Origin of the sequence: Oscillibacter sp. ER4 (genome assembly GCF_000765235.1) — a bacterium.
GTDB lineage: Bacteria > Bacillota > Clostridia > Oscillospirales > Oscillospiraceae > Hominicoprocola > Hominicoprocola fusiformis.
The window spans coordinates 41,448-58,550 of record NZ_JPJG01000008.1 but is presented as its reverse complement, the minus strand read 5'-3'; the positions used below and the strand labels follow the sequence as shown (position 1 = coordinate 58,550).

Sequence of the window (17,103 nt, the reverse complement as noted above, 5' to 3'; positions counted from 1 at the left end):
AGCCGCTAAATTATCATTTTCCGCTCTCTTCAAAGCAATGCGATTGGTAATTGCACGGTAGGACTCGACGATCTCACATTGTCTCGCATAGGAGGGGACAGGGAGCTTTATGCGGCAAAGATCATCCCATGTAATTCCGCCTCGAACACTGCCATCCGTCATGAACCAGCATTCACGGTCAAACTCCGGTCTACGAAACCACATCATCAAATACTCTTCATTTAAGACATCGCGGTCAATAATCTCAAACATGAAATACGCCGGAGAAACTATTGCGGCGTTGTCTTTCTCATAGAGCGCAATCGGAAGACGTTCATCGCGTCCAACGTGCATTGGGTTACAGGCAAATAGCCCCTTGCTGATCAGTTTATACCGACTCAAATCTGTGCCAATTACATTTGCGACGGAAGGCATGAACTCTTTGTCGATGCTTATGCCAAGAACAGTGCTGGTGACTTCCTCGGAGTTTCGATAATCAACAAGCCGAATGTGTTTACCAAGAGGTTCATAATTCGATTTCATAGCCCAACTCCTTAAACACAGTCAACAGGTCAGCCTTCGACTTCTCTTCTGCAACAAGCAGCTCACGAAGCTCACTTTGCAGCGTCTTCATTTTCGTATCAAAGTCGATGTTCTCATCGCGGTTTACAAACTCAATGTAACGGCTCGGAACAAGGGTAAAGCCCTTTTCAGCAACCTCATCGAAGGATGCGCTGTAACAAAACTCAGGCACATTCTGATAAGTTTCTTCATAGCCTTCCTGCTGCCATGCGTGGTAGACGCTCGTGACCTTCGCACGGTCTTCTTCTGTCAGTTCAATGTACTTCTTTTCATAGGGGCTTCCCATTTGCCGCAAGTCCATGAAAAGGATCTCACGCTCACGGTTACGGAAGCGTTTTACCTCACCGTTTTCTTCAACCACACGAGCCTTTTTATTCTTATTCAGAATCCAAAGCGTGACGCTGATGTCGGTGGTGTAGAAGAGGTTGCGGGGAAGGATGATGATTGCTTCGACGAGATTGTTCTCGATGAGCTGACGGCGGATTTTTAACTCTGTACCGTCGTCAGATAGTGCGCCGTTTGCAAGCAGGAAACCGGCAACGCCGTTCTGGGATAGCTTTGAAACAATATTCAGAATCCAGCCATAGTTCGCGTTACTCGTGGGCGGAACTTCATAGCCGTCCCAGCGCGGATCATCAATCAGCTCATTATCACCACGCCATTCTTTCTGATTAAAAGGCGGGTTTGCCATAATGTAATCTGCCTTGAGGTCCTTGTGCTGGTCATTGGTGAATGTGTTCGCTGCCATTTCTCCGAGGTTTGCAGAGATGCCGCGAATAGCCAGATTCATTTTGCACAGCTTGTACGTCGTGTTTGTATATTCCTGACCATAGATAGAGACCTTCTTCTTGTTGCCGTGATGTGCCTCTACAAACTTCATTGACTGCACGAACATACCGCCAGAGCCGCAGCAAGGGTCATAGAGAATACCGTCATACGGCTCGATCATTTCCGCAATCAAATTGACAATGCACTTCGGCGTATAGAACTCGCCCTTGCCTTTGCCTTCCGCAAGTGCAAACTTGCTCAGGAAGTATTCGTAGACCCGTCCGATAATGTCATTCTCTTTATCGCCGGTGTTGATCTTATCAATCTCATCCAGCAGCGATGCGAGCTTTGCCGTGTCGATGTGAAGCCGTGAATAGTAGTTATCAGGAAGTGCGCCTTTCAACGCTGGGTTCGCTTTCTCAATCGTGTAGAGAGCGGTGTCAATTTTCAGTGCAATATCATCCTGCTTCGCATTCTCCATGATGAAAGACCAACGGCTGATCTCTGGCAGGAAGAACACATTGTCCTTCGTGTAGAAGGCAACATTGTCAACAAACTTTTCGCCGTATTTCTCAGCAATGGCTTTTCTTTGCGCCTCAAACTTATCGCTGGCAAACTTCAAGAAGAAGAGACTGAGAACGACGTGTTTGTATTCTGCTGGCTCAACTGAACCACGAAGTTTATCTGCGGACTTCCACAGAGCTTCCTCCATTGAAACCTCTTTCTTCGGTGCCGATGCGGCTCGTGCCATATCAAAATCCTCCCTGTGTATTTATCTAACCTATTTTACAAAAAGTGCTGTACGAAAAACCGGACTCAGTTCTTGTCCGTTCGCACAGCCTCACATATATCTCCGATGTCACAGTTCAAGTAATCACAAATGCGCAGCAAAATAGAGAGGGACACTTCTTCCCCCTTATTCAGTTTTGTCCATGTTCCGGCAGACAGCCCTACTTCATGTCGTAGAGAAGCCTTCTTTATGTCGCGTTCCAGAAGAAGCATCCATAGTTTCTTATAGCTTATGCGCACGGCAACCATCCTTTCGCTTGCTTGCATTCAACATCGCTTATAATATTATACCGGATTTCATTCTCAAAAGCAATCCGTTGATGCAGAAATTAAAGAAAAAGTTTCAACTTCTCGAACCTTCTCTCAAGGATGCAGGGCATCTCCGGTCAACAGGAGATGCCCTGCTTTTGAAAGGACTATTCGCGCTGTGTGCTGCGCAAATGATCACGGTCATGGTCAGCAGAAGGAGCGAGAAACGTATCAACATTAGACTTGATCGTCTCTATTTGCCTTACTTCTTTTTTGAGCTTCGCACGTTCATCATAGAGCCGCTGTTGCTCATCAAGAAGTCGCTGCTGTTCCGCTTGCAGTGTCTTCAAGCTCGGCAGTTTTTCATCGCCCTGCATGGCAAGCAGCGTACTCCGCGCCGCCTCAAAGATCACAAGCTCGGCTTCGTGCTTTGCTTTGAAACCCGGCTTATCTTTTGCCTTCTGGAATGCGTCATATACGGGCTTGAGCCGCTGGTAGTTGGAGATGTTTTTGATAAGCGGTTGGACTTCCCGCAGTCGCGCTTCGACGCCTTTCAGTTCCTTGCCGGTGCGGTCATAGGAGCTGTGAACGTCCTCGACCTTCTTTTCAAGATCGGCGTATTGGAGCAAGTTGTTTTCCGTGAGATAGTTGAGTGTCCGCGCCGCTTCCTTGAGGATCGTGAGCTTGGCTTTATACTCATAGCCCTTGCTGTCGATAAGTCTGATCCGCTCCTGAATATCTCCGATGAGAGAGATGCCCTTCGGCACGGTCTGCCTCCGGTTTCTGCGCGGCGTCCGTCCGGCAATCCGCTCCTTGATGCGTTCCTCGGTGTAGTTCTCTCCGATGGTCTTAGAACGAGTAAACCGCTCCTGAGCTTCAGCGCGAAAGGAGATATATTTGCCGGTCTTGATTTCATAACCGGCTTCCTGCATGAGCCGCAGAAAATCATCGTAATCCTTCGCTGTGATGACGAGTCGGTCAATGGTCTGCTTGAGCTTTTGCTTCCAGCTCGTGCCGCGCTTGGCTTCGGTGTACTCCTTGTAGCCCATGCCTTTGTTCTGAGAGGGCGGGATAACAGAGAGACCGTTTTCCTTACAGAGCCGGTCGCTGACCTCACGCATATCATAGTAAATCCGCTTGTAGCTCTTGTATGCGTGGTAGTTCACAAAGTCAACCGCATTGAAAATCAAATGGTTGTGAACATGGTCTTTGTCAATGTGAGTGGTCAGCACATACTCATATTTTCCTCCGAGGATTTCATCTGCAAACTGCTTGCCAATCTCGTGGGCAAGCTCCGGTGTGACCTCTCCGATTTCAAAGGACTGGATCACATGACGGGCTATGATCCTGACCGGATTCATCCCTTTTTGCTCGGCTAATTTCCGCGTCCATTCAAATTCCCGCGCTGCGGTCTCGCTGGCACAGCCGTAGGACGAGACCAGCAGCTTCTCGTCTGTCTTTTCGGGATTCAGAATGTACGCGATTGCCTTGCTCAAAGTTCCTCGGATTGCTTTGATTTTAGTAACTGCCATACCGCGTCCATCTTTTCTTTCAGCTCGTCAATATCGTCCTGATAGAATCGTCCCGTCGAGTTGATCCTGCGGCAGACGGTATTGATGTTCACGCCGATCTTGTTGATTTCGGCGGCGAGCTTTTTCTGCTCCGTGTAGTCCACGACGATGATGTAGCCGTCGATCAGCATCTTCCTTGCATACGCACCGAAGTTCTCCGTGCCGATCATTTCCATCTTCTTTGCAATCGTTCGTTCTTCCTGTGGTGTCAGCCAAATCTTCTTCTGAATGTCTCGTGTTCTTCGTACCATGCTGCGCCCTCCGTCGTAAAGATTAGAAGGGTTTGGGACTATCCCAACAAGCAAAAATCTAATGTTAAGGGCAGGGTCCCCTTAACTGATTTTTCTCCGGTGGGTACTCACCGGATTTGCTTGCTAATCTCCCAAAATCGTATTCCCCGAAGATTCCTCCGTGAAATGTCCCTTCACTTTACAACGGACACAATAAGAGCGTTTGTTGAGTACCGGATTTCAAAAAAGTCAAAAAATCATTGGATTTCCCATGTGAAAGCCACGGTGTCCGACACGTCAATATCGTCCGGCTCGATCTCTGGCGCAGCGCATTTACTCATCGCCATAAGAGGCTGAATGCAGTCTTCGACCTCATAGCTTGTTCTGGAATACACATTGAGTTCGCCCCAGTTGTAGTCGATATTGAGTAGCTGCCCAAGCGTACTGCCTGATGCTTTGCAAAGAATCTCCGCCTTTGCCCTGGCGTTCTCCGTCGCATTGATCAGCAGCTCTTCGCTGACTCTTGCCGGGTTTTTCACGGTGAACGCAATGCTGAGTTCTGGTTGCGCCCCACAATCCGCAATCGCAGAAATGACCTTTGCAAGCTGCTTGCTGTCAAAGTCAAAGGCAAGTTTCAAGCGATAGCTGCAAGCATATCCGGCAAACTCTCGCTTGTAATTTCCTTGCCGATCCTTGACATTCTCGTACCTTGTCTGGACATCAAAGCTCGTGGTCTTCAGGTCTTCCTTGCGATACCCAACGCGGACTGCGGCACCTTGCAGTCTTTCGATTCTCTCGGCAGCTTCCGACATTGCGCGGTCATAGGTTTCAGATAAGACTTCAATGTTCAGGGATAGGATGATGTAATCCGGTCTTGCGGAGACATTGCCTGTCCCTTTTACGGTGATTGTTCTCATTACTTTCTCCCGTCCTTTCTGGAATTGAAGTCCTCATCAATACGTTTTTTCCAATTCGTACCCAGCGGTACGCTGCATCGGACAGCGGAAACCGCTTCGCTCAGAACTTCGTAGTTGAGTTGCGTTCCCTCGCGGTCAGAGTGGTAATTGACCGCTCGGTCTGCTCCAATACCGAAGTGCTTTGCCGTTTCAACTGCGTCAATATTTGCGCCGAGGAATAGAAACTCCCAGCCGTACTTTTCCTTCTGCCGCTCGATCATTTTCTTAACTGTCTCGCTGTCATAACGGCGGCTTGCATTCTCCATGCCGTCCGTTGTGATGACGAACAGCGTATGTTCAGGGACATCCTCATTTCTTGCGTACTTGTGGACATTCCCAATGTGATGAATTGCTCCGCCGATAGCATCCAGAAGGGCAGTACATCCGCGAACGGAATAGTCCCCGTCGGTCATCGGCTCCACCTTCTGAACCGGCACACGGTCATGGATAACCTCGCTCACGTTGTCAAAGAGAACGGTAGAGATCAATGCCTCGCCATTCTCTTTTTTCTGCTTTTCAATCATGGAGTTGAATCCTCCGATGGTGTCTGTTTCCAGTCCGCTCATAGAGCCGCTGCGATCAAGGATGAATACGATCTCCGTCAAGTTCTTTCTCATGTTCAGTACCTCCGCATATAAAAATATGACTGCTTGGCGTCTCACCTTACAGTCATATTGTACTTCGGTATTCACTTCATTTGGTCGCATGGCAAGCGACATTATTCTAAGGACAAGAACAGCTCTCCGTCAATGCTTAGGATGTCATCCATCGGAATCTTCGTGCCGTCCTGCATGGTAATTAGGCGCTCAAAGTCATCAACCTTTATGACTGCGCCGGTTGCAGTTACATACGCACCGCCAGCTTTGCGCTCATCAGGTTTGAAGTAGGTTATTTCAACCTCCGGCTCTTCATCAAGGGCATCCATGAGAAGCTGATACCTCATGTTCAAAGCGGTCAAGGCTCCCTCATCAAGCTCAATCCTTTCGTCAGTCAGACGTCCGGTTTCTTTGATTGCAGCATCGTAGCCGGTGAGGGCAGCGAAGGGAGCAAACTGCGCTGCACGATCTGACATTGGCATCTGCGGTCGGGTCTTGGAGACGTGGTGAGGAAGTCCCATGATCTCGTCGTATTTTCCGTTCACGCCTTATGCCCTCCAATCTGCGCATTGCGGTCTTTCGCGGTTGCACCTTCTTCAAGATTCATTGCCTTGAGGATGGCGTTCTTTCCATACTTCTTCTTGATGGCAAGCGTGGCGGCTTGTATCTTCCGCTCACGCTCCAAAGCGGCGTCTTCGGCTTTCTGTTTTTCCTCTTCTGCGGCATAGTCGGTGAAGAGGTCAAGCTGGACAGCACCGTTATTTTTCTTCGGCGCGTCCGCTTCCGGCAGGACATGATTTGCCACAACATACATACGGCGGACAAGCAGATTCTTGTCCACGATCCGGTCGAAGAGTTCTGACACAGCACACATTATTTTGCGCGTAGATGATGTGTGACCGTCGAGGTTGATAGAGCCGTGCGCCTGTTTCGGAATCTGCCTTCCATAATGATCTGTCTCAACCGCGCCGTGATACTTTGCCCGTCGTGCCGGATCGGTTAGGTTCTCGATGTCGTAGCCAACTGTGAGAACCATCTGGTCGGTGACAAGCCCCTTGTCCACCAAGTCCAGCACAAGCAAGTCCGTCATTTCCCGGACAACCAGCTTTGCTTTATCCGTCTCGTATGGGCAGTGCAATACCTGACCGGAACTGATGCTGTTGGAGCTGGGACGGTACGCCTTGATCGCTTCAATGGTCGTAGGTTCCCAACCCCACGCATGGTCGATGAGTAGTTCCGCATTCTTGCCGAACAGCTTGTAAAGCAAGTCCTCGTTCCGCTCTGAACAGAGGGCGACATCGCCCATTGTGAACATCCCATTCTGCTCAAGTTTCTTCGCAATGCCCCGACCCACGCGCCAGAAGTCCGTGAGGGGTTGATGCACCCAAAGCTCACGCCGGAATTTCATTTCATCCAGTTCGGCTATTCGGACGCCGTTCTTGTCGGCGGGGATGTGCTTCGCCACAATGTCCATTGCCACTTTGCAGAGGAAAAGATTCGTGCCGATTCCTGCGGTTGCTGTGATGCCGGTTGTTTCAAGCACATCGAGGATGATCTTCATGGCGAGGTCATGTGCCGAGAGCTTGTAAGTATTCAGGTAGTCCGTCACATCCATGAACACTTCGTCGATGGAGTAGACTACAATATCTTCCGGGGCAATATACTTGAGATAAATCTGATAGATGCGGGTGCTGTACTCCATGTAGTACGCCATTCGAGGCGGCGCAATGATGAAGTCAATCGCCAGAGAAGGGTCTGCTTGCAGCTCCGAGAAGAAGTGCGATGAGCCATCTAATCTGTGTCCCGGCGCGTCGTGCTGCCGTCCGGCATTCGCTTCCTTCACACGCTGCTTGACTTCAAACAGCCGTCCACGCCCGGAGATGCCATAGTTCTTGAGGGAGGGCGTGACGGCAAGGCAGATGGTCTTATCCGTCCGGCTTTCGTCTGCGACAACGAGGTTTGTGTCCAGAGGATCTAAGCCACGCTCCCGGCATTCCACGGAGGCATAGAAAGATTTCAGGTCGATTGCAATGTATATGCGCTGCTTCATCTTCTGCGCCTCCGATTTCTTCTCAGATTAGCTCTAATGACATTTCATTGGAGTTTTTGATGTTGAATACGATACGCCATTCAATATCACCCTCCACCGGCTCAAAGTGTAGAGCGGAACAAGCTGCATGGAGTTTTTCTTTCGAGCTGCCTCCACATACGATTGCGGTTGGACCGTCCGCGCCGCCGATAATGCCGATACAAGCCATATCGTTTCGTGCCTCCGGTGCATAGCGGTCAGAGCATGGCGCAATTTCCAAAGGCTTGTCCCCCTCAGCACAATCACAGATCGAAATATCGCTGTCCGGTTCAGGAGAAAGCGTATAGCTCATGGCGGTAAAATGCGTCGGATAAAACCAGCGGTCAGAGCCGAAACGCTTTTCGGAAATTGTCTGCCGCTCCAATTCCTGTACGGTTAATGTGTATTTTGTGCCGCTGACCGGATGGGTGAAAGAAAACGAATCGCCGGGAGCGTGTGTCTTGAAATGTGGTCCTGGGACACGGCATGACCGCTGCTCCATCGTAAAGGAGAGAGATTTTATTTCAGTACGGCGTTTGCTTGCCCACGGAAAAGCTGCCCGAAAAATCATCCATCCATAGGATATATCCAAGTCATAGTGTTCCAACGCCCACTTTGCTTCCAATTCATTGATCATCCCATCCGGCAAACACGGATTATAAACCACCGAGCAGCCGTGGGAGATTCGCATTGTTTTCCCGTTCAATTCCAAACGAGGAATAAAGTCAAGGCAAAGCGGATTGTCTAAATCAATTTGCATTTGCTGCTCCTGCGTGAAGTATTCGCAGGAGTCGTTTTCGGGGTGCAAATCCCATTTCGTCATGAACTTGCGGATGTCATCCTCTGGGGTGCGCATACAAAAGTCCATGACGAGTCCCTTGCTGCAAGAATACGCCGCAGGAATAACCCAATGATGTCCTGCCCAGTCAAATTGCTTATTCAACCGGAGTTCCGTTCCGGAACGGTCTTTTCCTGAATGTCCCCAGAAGTCTCCATCAAAGTAGACCTTCCATTCAGGTATGGTCGGTTCTGCTTCCGGGTTCATATCAACATCATAATAGTCCTCGGTGTACTTGATCTTGCTATAATCAAAGGATGCTTGCAGCTTTTTGATGTATACCCACGGCTGTTCCATAGGCGTCAATTTCATTTTCTCGGCAAGCTCTGATAGCGCTTTTTTCTGTTCATGCGTCGGAGGGTTGTCCCGCAAAAAGGCTTCAAATTGGGCTTTATCCCACATCCACGCCTGTTCCAACGCTGCCGAATCACCGCAAGCAAGGAGCAGCCTCAGAAAGTCTGCAAAATTGTTTGCCAGCGGATGAACGAAATCCGGAGCCGAGTTCATGGGGCTGACGGAAAATACCATACTGCCGAAGCCTCGAACAAAGCAGAAGTGAATGCCATCCACGCCAGCCCAGCCAAAAATAGATGCACCTTTGGGCGTGCAAAAGTAAGGGTTGTTATCTTCACGACACTCCACTCCTACGACAGAGAGTTCAATACCACTTCGCAAAAATTTCTGAAATACTTTATCCATAGACCTTATGCTCCTATTAAACTCTGGTCAAATGCAAACAGAGCCTCGTTGATCTCAAAGACGTTATAGTTCCCGCGCTCCACGAAATACTCCACGATGATGTCAAACTTATTGGAATGGGAGAGCGCAAAGCCAGCCTTCATGAGCATATCCTTCATTTCCACAAGCGGCAGCTCAAGGGCGATGGCAAATGCAATGACCGTGGGCTTAGAAGGCTTATAGGACTTGTCCGAGCGGATCTTCGAGAAGAGCTTCCGGTCAATATTCGCCTTCTTATAGCACTGCGCGTCCGTCATGCCGCGCTCATCAATCTTTCGCAGAAGCATCTCGGAAAAACTCTCGTCAATCTGTCCCAGCGCATCGTCAAGAGTAGCTGCTTTTTCGGAGCTGACTGCCATAGGAGCTGTGAGCTTTTCAATAGCTTCATCGCAGACGGGTGACTCGCAAGGCATCGGCTCTTCCATTCGGAAGGCACTCATTCTGCGCAGCCGCTCGGAACGATTATCGGTATGTTCGTCCACATAGCGGTCATCTATGTATGAAGCAATGTCGGCAAACAGCTTGCCGCTGATCTGATAGGCTTTGCGGTCGAAAATAACGATGTACACCGTCATTTCGTTTTCAAGAAGGAAACTGCTGATAGTGTCAATCGCCACTTTGAGAGCCTGATCCTTCGGATAGCCGAAAATGCCGGAGGAAATCAGAGGGAACGCAGCCGATTCGCAGCCGTATTCCTTCGCCAGCATGAGCGATGTCCGATAACAGGATGTCAGTAGTTCGCGCTCACCATGCCGTCCGTCATACCAGCGCGGACCGACAGCATGAATGACATATTTGCAGGGCAGCTTGTAGCCCTTCGTGATTTTTGCGCTCCCGGTTTTGCAGCCGTGGAGCGTTTCACATTCCGTCAGCAGCTCCGGTCCTGCAGCACGATGAATGCAGCCGTCCACACCGCCGCCACCCAGCAGCGACTCGTTGGCAGCGTTGACGATGGCGTCCACTTTCATTTTCGTGATGTCATTTCTGACGATTTGAAGCGGCATGATTCTATCCTCCGTCCTATCAAAGCGGCATCGGTGTCCGGGCGATCAGAATGACCGCCAGAATCGCGCCCACAAATGCCGCTGCTCCTACGACCGCCAACACCTTTTTGTCGAGCTTCTTCTTCGCTGCCTTGCCAATCAGCGCAGCGCAAGCCATGCAGACAGCCGCAGCAACAAGCGCAATGCCCAGCGTTTCCCATAGCCAAGAAAGTTCATGTAGGATTTTCATGCGATCATCATCTCCTGTTCGTTAAACTGGAATTTATAGTCCTCTCAAAACCAACTTGCTTTTTCTTCTCGAAATACGGGAATATCACTATCTCGATATGGATTGTAATTATGAAGATTGCAACCAAACTCTTTTAATGATTTTATTTTGTTATCCTGTGTCCATACAATTAAAGATATTCCGTCAAATTCTTCAACATTTCCATTATTCATTTTGTTTTTAAAATACCACTCCACGATTGTTTGATTGCCTTGATGAAAAAATTGCTTAATCTCCCAGACAAGAACACTTCCGCGTGTATTCCATTCGTCAAACCAGTGCTTTACCGTTTTGCGGTTTTCATATTTAGGACTCCAACTCTCAGTATATACAACATCATCTGTAAAAATATTGTCAATTCCTAAATCTGCTTTCTTAATCCACATATCAAACCATAATCGGATAATTTTTTCTCTCTCGTTCATAAAGCACCTCCACAACTTCCGATTTGTCTGCCCCTTAAAGTCCAAGTCCTTCAACCCACGCCGCAAGCTCCTGATGCCCGACGTTGCCCTTGAAAACTTTGCCGTCCATCAGCTTTGCGCCTTTGCAGCTCGGCGCAAGGCGTTCGTTCGTCTTGCCAATGCCGCTTCCGCCGGAGGTTGCAAACGGGATGATCGTTTTGCCGCTCAGGTCATAACTCTCAAGGAACGTATTGATAATCGTCGGCGCAACGTACCACCAGATTGGGAAGCCCACAAAGATTGTATCGTAGTCCTTCATGTTGTCCCTCTTCACGGCAATTTCCGGTCGTGAAGCGGGATCGTTCATTTCAATCGTGCTGCGGGCGTTCTTTTGCATCCAGTTCAGATCAGCTTCCGTGTAAGGCACCTTCGGCTCAATCTCAAAGATGTCCGCGCCGATTGCCTCAGCCAGCGTCTCGGCTACCTTTGCAGTCACGCCGGACGCAGAAAAATATGCTACAAGTTTATTACTCATTGTGTTCTTCCTCATCAATCTTTTCATTTCCTTCATTCAGCATGAAGTATAGCAGAGCTTCCAGCAATGTTGCCATATAATGAAGCGACCAGTTTTCTTCCGGCTCTTTTGTCATCTTATCAAGCACGGCTCGAAAAGCCGTGGTACGGTCAATCCTTGTTTCCTCATCAATGCGGTCAAGTATGCCCTTCATTTTCAGGGCGAGTTCTTTTTCCTCGTCAGAAAGCTCCGGTATGCCAAGTAACTCAGATAGTTTCTTGTCCTGCATAATAGCATCGTATTCGATGTATGACTTGTGTTCGGCTGACATCAATTCTTCAAAGTAGTTGATAAAAATATGAACGCGAATGCCACCTTCTTCGTCCGGGGAGAAGCAGACGGTTTGCGATTTTTCTGCAATTTCTTTCAAAAATGCAAGGTCTTCTGAGTCATCGAACTCCGCAAACGGAAGAAACATATTGATTTCCGCGTGCCAACGATGATAGTCCACGATTCCCTTGATATACCCGCGGTGTTGCTTGACAAACGCATCACAGCGTTCCAGAAGATACTCGTAGTTCTTCTTGTCCTCCGGTACAATGATCTTTGGTATCTTGTCCATTGCTTCGGAGTACGCTTTCAGCATACCACAATTAACTGCGCGGTCAAACACCTCATCGCACCATTTATCGTATTCGGCAGACTCGGTTTCCCGGTAATCCTTCTCAAAGATAATATCGTCCATTGCGTTACCCCTTTATGATTTTCTCAAGCTGCATTTTGGTCGCGTTAGGCAGACGTGATTGCAGATGTTTTAGGATACGTTCTTTAGATTCCTGCGGGTCTCAATGATATTACTCATTGCTCATACCTCTTCTTCCTCGATAATTCCGTAGTCAATCAGGACGTTCTCTTCGGCGTACTTCGGGTAGACAATACCCATCATCTCATACCGGTAACGCCTCACCCTGCGAAACGACTTAACCGGTTCCGGTACATAGGCGGCAGTCTCGCAGTGCGCATACTCCGGCATTTCCGCAAGATCATCCCGAACGGCACGGATAAGCGCATCTGCCACATCATCAATGCTTTTGCCGGTCTCCACGGCAACCAGTTCGTGCTTCCGGACCGCCTTGTCCAGATCACCGGGGGAGCGAAACAGCTTATATTTCATATCATTGCCCGTCCTTTCTTTCTATCGTTCTGTCTATTCTTCCTGAAATCTGTTCTTTAGGGACGCAATCATCGCTTGTGCGGCAATGCTTAGATACAAAACTCCAATTTCATAGATAAAGTCGCGGTCGATCACGATAAAGTATTCTCTAACGTGTGTAAAAACCAGTTCCAGCAAGTCCTTGTACAGTGGATCATCAAAGGGCTTGAACCGCGTAAACTTGCTTTTGGCAGCGTCCCATGTCATAGACGCCTCGCCCTCAGCACTGGTCATCGCCTCGCAGAGAATCATGCTGACGCCCATTTTCCCGTTGCCGGTCAGGAGTTCTCCTTCGTAATAGCTGAGAAGGTCTTTCTTGCGTCGGAGCGGAACTACGTCGCAGTTGTCATCCAGCTCAAATGCAATCAGCTCCGCCGCGAGTTCCCGCCAGACCGCATATCCGGCGTTAATGGTTCCGTCCTCTTCGCGGCTGATGGTATCGTCCATGCAATATCGTTCATAGAAGTTGTCTCCGCCAAGCTCGTTGCGGGTGCAGAAGATATGCGCCAGCTCATGCAGAAGAATGTGCTTCAACTCTGCCGGATGACGCGCTATGTCTGTCCGCAGCAGGATCCCGTCCACGCCATCTTCTTTGCCAACGAAAGCGGAAGCGTGAAAGTCAAAATAGCCGTCCTCTTTATATTGATCTGTCAGGCGATCCGGGAAATACTGCTTGCAGAACTGCTCAAAGACTTCCTGCTGGTTTTCCGTCTGAAAGCAGCGCAGCACAAGATTGTCCACTCCGAACTCCGTTCCCAAGCGTTCGTTAAAGATGGAAGCGGCATAGAAAAGGGCTTCTTTATAGTCGTTGTTGTTCATCTAATTGCTATCCTTCATCCTCATTCAGCCCTCCGGTCTGACATTTTTCAGGAAGTCAGAGTGCGGTACATAAGGCAAGTTGAGCTGCCAGCCCATGCGGTTCAGTTCGTTGAGCTTGATCAGCATCAGGTTGATGTTTGTTCCCATTGCAGCCGAGAGCTGCACCACATCGTAGTCCTGCTTCATCAGGTCAATCAGCTCATCATCGTCAATGATCAGGTGTGAGGCAAACGCATTCGCCTCATATTCGTGTTTTGTGCGCATATCGAACAGCACGAACTCCGGGAGCGGTTCGTTTCCTTTGGCAAGATCACGGTGAAAGGTATCATGCCCGATCTCGTGACCGCAAACCATTTGCATGATCAGATACTCCATGTTGGAGTTCAGAAGAATATGCCGCTCTTTATGGCGGTAGGTGTACATTCCGAGCAGATCGTTCAGATTGTCAAGAAAATGGAGATGAATGCCCAGCTCACGGGCAATCTTCAAGGTATCTCTTGTTCCACAGCTTTTGACAATGCTGTTCGCCTTTTTGTATATTTCCTCGGAGCGAATTATCACGGGACCTTCACCCCTTTCATGTTGAAAACAGTCAAAGTAAATCCGTCAAGAAACCGAGACGTAGACAGTTATTCCTCTGCGTCCGTACCGGTCTTCTTGTATTTCTTCGGCGTGTATTTCTCAACATTCCGGGCTTTGGATTCCCAATATATATCCTGCAACGCCTTCATCACCGCATCCTTGTCCTGCTCGGACAGCGTACCGCCCGCAAACAAACCGGACATCCCTTCAATCAGGTCCTTTGCCTGTTTCATGCCACGGGAGCCGTACTGCTCGGATGCCTGAACCACAAACTCTTCGTCCTCGGTCAGCAGATAGTTCACATCCACCTTGAAGTATTCCGCGATTTTTCTGTAAGCGTCCTTGGTACGGGGAAAGGAAATGCCGTTCTCGTACCGGGTAATCATACGCCTGTTGATCCCTAGTGCATCGGCTACTTCCTGCTGGGTCAGCTTCCGCTTCTCCCGTTCAGCCTTGAATTTCTCTCCAAACGTCATTTTGGTAATCACTCCTGTTCACAAAAAGTTTGCGACATCAAATTGCGCAAGTCTATTGACAAAGGCACTTGAAGTGCGTATAATAATGACTGAGCAATCCAACTACTCATAGTATATCCTGAATTGCTCATCCTGTCAAGGGGCATGAGTAGTTGTACACGAAAAAGTTACATCTTTTGAGCAGTTCAAATGGACAGGCATTTATGCTGCCGAAGATCATCCGTACCGGCATACACCGGTATGAGGGAACAGGAGTGAGAAAAACAGAAATGGCTACACAGTACAGAAAAGCATACGTCTCGGTTACGCTGGATGTGGACAAGGAGGGGGCAATCCTCCCTCGCCTTATCTGGTGGGACAACGGTGTAATCTTTCAAATCGACCAGATTCTTTACAAATGCCGCGCCACATCCAAGAAGGTTGGGGGCGGAGGCATCCGTTACACAGTTCAGATTCGCGGAAAGGAGTCATTTCTTTTTCACGAAGGAGACAAGTGGTTTGTCGAAGCAAAGGAGGACAACTGCTCATGATTTTATCCCAGCGCCAACTTGAAGAAATTGCAGCCTCAACAACAAAGGACTTCAATCGGTTCTTTTTCGGGGATGAGGCGGACAAGCCCGACCGATCAGCTTTGCCAACACCCATTGATCAGTTTGCAAAGAATTATCTCGGTCTTCGCGTATCATTCGCCCGTCTCTCGCCGGATGGAAGCATCTGCGGTGTCACTGCCTATGCCGACACTGAGTACAAGATCACGGAACTTGGTATTACGCGCACACTGGCTTTGAAGCGTAATCAGGTCATCTTGGACGAGAGCTTCATTCGATCCGGCAACGTGCAGCGGCTCTGCGCCAAGCGCAGATTTACCCTTGCCCACGAGTGCGCCCATCAGATTCTCTTCCAACTGGAATCGGAAGAGGTAAAGGCTTCCTGCGAAATGAAATATTCCGCACGGACAGCCTATACGCCGCGAGAGCTGAAAACCCGCGAGGACTGGAACGAGTGGCAAGCAAATGTCTTGGGCGCGGCGATCCTGCTTCCTCAAAAAGAGGTTGACCTGGCAATGCGTCGGTTTGCAGAAACGCCGCTGATCAATTACGAGGGGAGGTATTCGTATGGTGATCACTTAACGCTGCGCCTTTTCTGCCGGTTGTTCGGTGTCTCCAAAACAACGGCGTCTATCCGCCTTCGTCAGCTCGGCTACATGGTAGATCGTCCATTCAGTGAGTATGTTGACCCATTGGAGGTGTGGTAATGAAGAGAGCATCCATTCGGGTTCAGGAACCGACGCCGGAGCTGATCGAAAAAATCCGCAGGGCAAGAGTTGCCATTTCCCAGCAAAAGCCCCGATACCTGAAATGTCCCTATTGTCAGCATAATGCCATTGCTGTCTACGAGGACACGAGAGGTCATGTAGAATCCAAGTGCAAGAAATGCGGGCGGATCACAGTCTTTGATGTGCTGAATATGAGAAGACTGCGACCGCGTACCAAGTAAAAACCGGAGGACAAGCCTCTGTTCTAAAATAAAATATATGTCATAGCTGAGCTGTGGAGCCGCCTGATAGGTGAAGTCATCCTAATGCCGCATGAGACAGAGTTTAATTGCTCTGTTTTATCGGCATGGGATTCAAACCTCACCGTCATGCGGCTCTTTTTCTGTCTTCACCCTTCCCGCTGCTCCCGCGCAGCGGAAAGGATGAACAATGAAAATCCCTAAGACCCCTATCGCGTTCGATTACGACCTCTGGACTACGGAGGACGGCAAGTGCATGGTGCGCGTGAAACGAACCGGCGAAGTTTCCGAGGTTGACCGCAAGGTTATGAGAATCCTTCGCGCAGAGGAAAAGCGGATCAGACGCTCGTATGGCTCTGACAACACCTCTGAGGATGAGGACGGCGCAGAGAAAATTTCTGATACCGTGCTGTCCCTTGACGCTATGCCGGAGGACGATGTGAAGTCCGCTGCATGGCTGGCAGACTCCCGCGACTGCATGGAGGAACTGATTACCGCCCTCAAAGAGAAGGAGCTTCTTTCCATTCTGACCGAGAAGCAGCGCGAATTGTATCTTGCGATGACCCGTGAAGGACTGACTCTTCGAGAGTTTGCCCGAAGGAAAGGCATCGGCATCAGAGCTGCATTTGACCTCAAAGCAGCGGTGCAGAAAAAATTTCAAAGAATTTTTTGAGCGGTACTCAACAAACGGCAAAAAGATGTCCGTTGTAAAGTGAAAGGGTCAATCAGACCACTTCACTGCTCCTTGAAAACTGAATAGTTCAGTGCTGCGGATCTTTCCGCTTCTGCGAAGCAACACAGCTTCCGACGCCAAGACCTCCCGAAAGGGAGTGAGCGACCTCCGGAGAGCTATAACAGTCGTGTGGTGCGGCTGCTTGCGACGATGCAGATGCCGGGTATAATGATACTTCCGTCTTTTCTTTGAATGGGCGGCTCGGAGCGAT

23 protein-coding genes are annotated in these 17,103 nt (G+C 49.3%); 4 read left to right on the top strand and 19 right to left on the bottom strand.

Going from position 1 to position 17,103, the window contains the following annotated elements; all coding sequences use genetic code 11:
• The 19 genes from NI20_RS0101615 to NI20_RS0101525 all read right to left on the bottom strand — a co-directional run.
• Positions 1 to 522, bottom strand: a 522-nt coding sequence (locus NI20_RS0101615; RefSeq protein WP_008982941.1) for a restriction endonuclease subunit S, incomplete at its 3' end; no start/stop codon positions are given.
• Complete coding sequence (locus NI20_RS0101610) at positions 506 to 2,080, bottom strand: class I SAM-dependent DNA methyltransferase (RefSeq protein ID WP_033119700.1); 1,575 nt, start codon at positions 2,078 to 2,080, stop codon at positions 506 to 508. The genes NI20_RS0101610 and NI20_RS0101615, both read right to left, overlap by 17 nt.
• Positions 2,081 to 2,145: 65 nt before the next feature.
• Complete coding sequence (locus tag NI20_RS0101605) at positions 2,146 to 2,385, bottom strand: helix-turn-helix transcriptional regulator (RefSeq protein ID WP_006573514.1); 240 nt, start codon at positions 2,383 to 2,385, stop codon at positions 2,146 to 2,148.
• A 149-nt stretch (positions 2,386 to 2,534) separates the two neighbouring features.
• Positions 2,535 to 3,899: a relaxase/mobilization nuclease domain-containing protein gene (locus tag NI20_RS0101600; RefSeq protein WP_033119699.1), complete on the bottom strand. Its 1,365-nt coding sequence runs from the start codon at positions 3,897 to 3,899 to the stop codon at positions 2,535 to 2,537.
• On the bottom strand, positions 3,860 to 4,189 hold the full coding sequence (gene mobC / locus NI20_RS0101595) for a plasmid mobilization relaxosome protein MobC (protein ID WP_005934759.1): 330 nt from the start codon (positions 4,187 to 4,189) through the stop codon (positions 3,860 to 3,862). Before mobC ends, NI20_RS0101600 begins: the two co-directional genes overlap by 40 nt.
• Positions 4,190 to 4,425: 236 nt before the next feature.
• Positions 4,426 to 5,085 (bottom strand): SIMPL domain-containing protein, encoded by a 660-nt coding sequence (locus NI20_RS0101590; protein WP_020989435.1) that lies wholly within the window; start codon positions 5,083 to 5,085, stop codon positions 4,426 to 4,428.
• Positions 5,085 to 5,741: a VWA domain-containing protein gene (locus NI20_RS0101585; protein WP_033119707.1), complete on the bottom strand. Its 657-nt coding sequence runs from the start codon at positions 5,739 to 5,741 to the stop codon at positions 5,085 to 5,087. The genes NI20_RS0101590 and NI20_RS0101585 overlap by 1 nt, the downstream gene beginning before the upstream one ends.
• 101 nt (positions 5,742 to 5,842) lie before the next feature.
• Positions 5,843 to 6,265: a hypothetical protein gene (locus NI20_RS0101580; protein WP_008982947.1), complete on the bottom strand. Its 423-nt coding sequence runs from the start codon at positions 6,263 to 6,265 to the stop codon at positions 5,843 to 5,845.
• Complete coding sequence (locus NI20_RS0101575; protein ID WP_015564525.1) at positions 6,262 to 7,770, bottom strand: Nucleotidyltransferase/DNA polymerase involved in DNA repair; 1,509 nt, start codon at positions 7,768 to 7,770, stop codon at positions 6,262 to 6,264. Before NI20_RS0101575 ends, NI20_RS0101580 begins: the two co-directional genes overlap by 4 nt.
• 22 nt (positions 7,771 to 7,792) lie before the next feature.
• Positions 7,793 to 9,325 carry a hypothetical protein gene (locus tag NI20_RS0101570; RefSeq protein ID WP_033119698.1) on the bottom strand — a complete coding sequence of 511 codons (1,533 nt, stop codon included), beginning with the start codon at positions 9,323 to 9,325 and terminating at the stop codon, positions 7,793 to 7,795.
• A 5-nt stretch (positions 9,326 to 9,330) separates the two neighbouring features.
• A complete protein-coding gene (locus NI20_RS0101565) occupies positions 9,331 to 10,368 on the bottom strand; it encodes an O-acetyl-ADP-ribose deacetylase (RefSeq protein WP_033119697.1) in 1,038 nt (345 codons plus the stop codon).
• A 19-nt stretch (positions 10,369 to 10,387) separates the two neighbouring features.
• The gene (locus NI20_RS0101560) at positions 10,388 to 10,597 is read right to left on the bottom strand and encodes a hypothetical protein (RefSeq protein ID WP_006573505.1); all 210 of its coding nucleotides are present in this window, start codon (positions 10,595 to 10,597) and stop codon (positions 10,388 to 10,390) included.
• A 44-nt stretch (positions 10,598 to 10,641) separates the two neighbouring features.
• The gene (locus NI20_RS0101555) at positions 10,642 to 11,061 is read right to left on the bottom strand and encodes a nuclear transport factor 2 family protein (protein ID WP_033119696.1); all 420 of its coding nucleotides are present in this window, start codon (positions 11,059 to 11,061) and stop codon (positions 10,642 to 10,644) included.
• Positions 11,062 to 11,095: 34 nt separating this feature from the next.
• Complete coding sequence (locus NI20_RS0101550; RefSeq protein WP_033119695.1) at positions 11,096 to 11,575, bottom strand: flavodoxin; 480 nt, start codon at positions 11,573 to 11,575, stop codon at positions 11,096 to 11,098.
• Positions 11,568 to 12,299, bottom strand: a complete 732-nt coding sequence (locus tag NI20_RS0101545) for a hypothetical protein (protein WP_006573502.1) — start codon at positions 12,297 to 12,299, stop codon at positions 11,568 to 11,570. Before NI20_RS0101545 ends, NI20_RS0101550 begins: the two co-directional genes overlap by 8 nt.
• Before the next feature lie 120 nt (positions 12,300 to 12,419).
• Positions 12,420 to 12,728, bottom strand: coding sequence for a hypothetical protein (locus NI20_RS0101540; RefSeq protein WP_006573501.1), 309 nt, complete (start codon positions 12,726 to 12,728; stop codon positions 12,420 to 12,422).
• Positions 12,729 to 12,761: 33 nt separating this feature from the next.
• Positions 12,762 to 13,586 carry a hypothetical protein gene (locus NI20_RS0101535; RefSeq protein WP_033119694.1) on the bottom strand — a complete coding sequence of 275 codons (825 nt, stop codon included), beginning with the start codon at positions 13,584 to 13,586 and terminating at the stop codon, positions 12,762 to 12,764.
• A gap of 24 nt (positions 13,587 to 13,610) precedes the next feature.
• Positions 13,611 to 14,075, bottom strand: a complete 465-nt coding sequence (locus NI20_RS0101530; protein ID WP_223385148.1) for an ImmA/IrrE family metallo-endopeptidase — start codon at positions 14,073 to 14,075, stop codon at positions 13,611 to 13,613.
• 140 nt (positions 14,076 to 14,215) lie between these two features.
• Complete coding sequence (locus NI20_RS0101525; protein WP_005934745.1) at positions 14,216 to 14,644, bottom strand: helix-turn-helix domain-containing protein; 429 nt, start codon at positions 14,642 to 14,644, stop codon at positions 14,216 to 14,218.
• Between the two features lie 203 nt (positions 14,645 to 14,847).
• Here NI20_RS0101525 and NI20_RS0101520 point away from each other — a divergent pair, with 203 nt between their 5' ends.
• The 4 genes from NI20_RS0101520 to NI20_RS0101505 all read left to right on the top strand — a co-directional run bounded on the left by NI20_RS0101520 (position 14,848) and on the right by NI20_RS0101505 (position 16,832).
• A complete protein-coding gene (locus NI20_RS0101520) occupies positions 14,848 to 15,174 on the top strand; it encodes a hypothetical protein (protein WP_033119693.1) in 327 nt (108 codons plus the stop codon).
• Positions 15,171 to 15,899 carry an ImmA/IrrE family metallo-endopeptidase gene (locus NI20_RS0101515; RefSeq protein WP_008816141.1) on the top strand — a complete coding sequence of 243 codons (729 nt, stop codon included), beginning with the start codon at positions 15,171 to 15,173 and terminating at the stop codon, positions 15,897 to 15,899. The genes NI20_RS0101520 and NI20_RS0101515 overlap by 4 nt, the downstream gene beginning before the upstream one ends.
• A complete protein-coding gene (locus tag NI20_RS0101510) occupies positions 15,899 to 16,141 on the top strand; it encodes a hypothetical protein (protein ID WP_005934741.1) in 243 nt (80 codons plus the stop codon). Before NI20_RS0101515 ends, NI20_RS0101510 begins: the two co-directional genes overlap by 1 nt.
• Positions 16,142 to 16,349: 208 nt before the next feature.
• Positions 16,350 to 16,832, top strand: a complete 483-nt coding sequence (locus NI20_RS0101505; RefSeq protein ID WP_005934739.1) for a hypothetical protein — start codon at positions 16,350 to 16,352, stop codon at positions 16,830 to 16,832.
• The last annotated feature ends 271 nt before the right edge of the window (positions 16,833 to 17,103 follow it).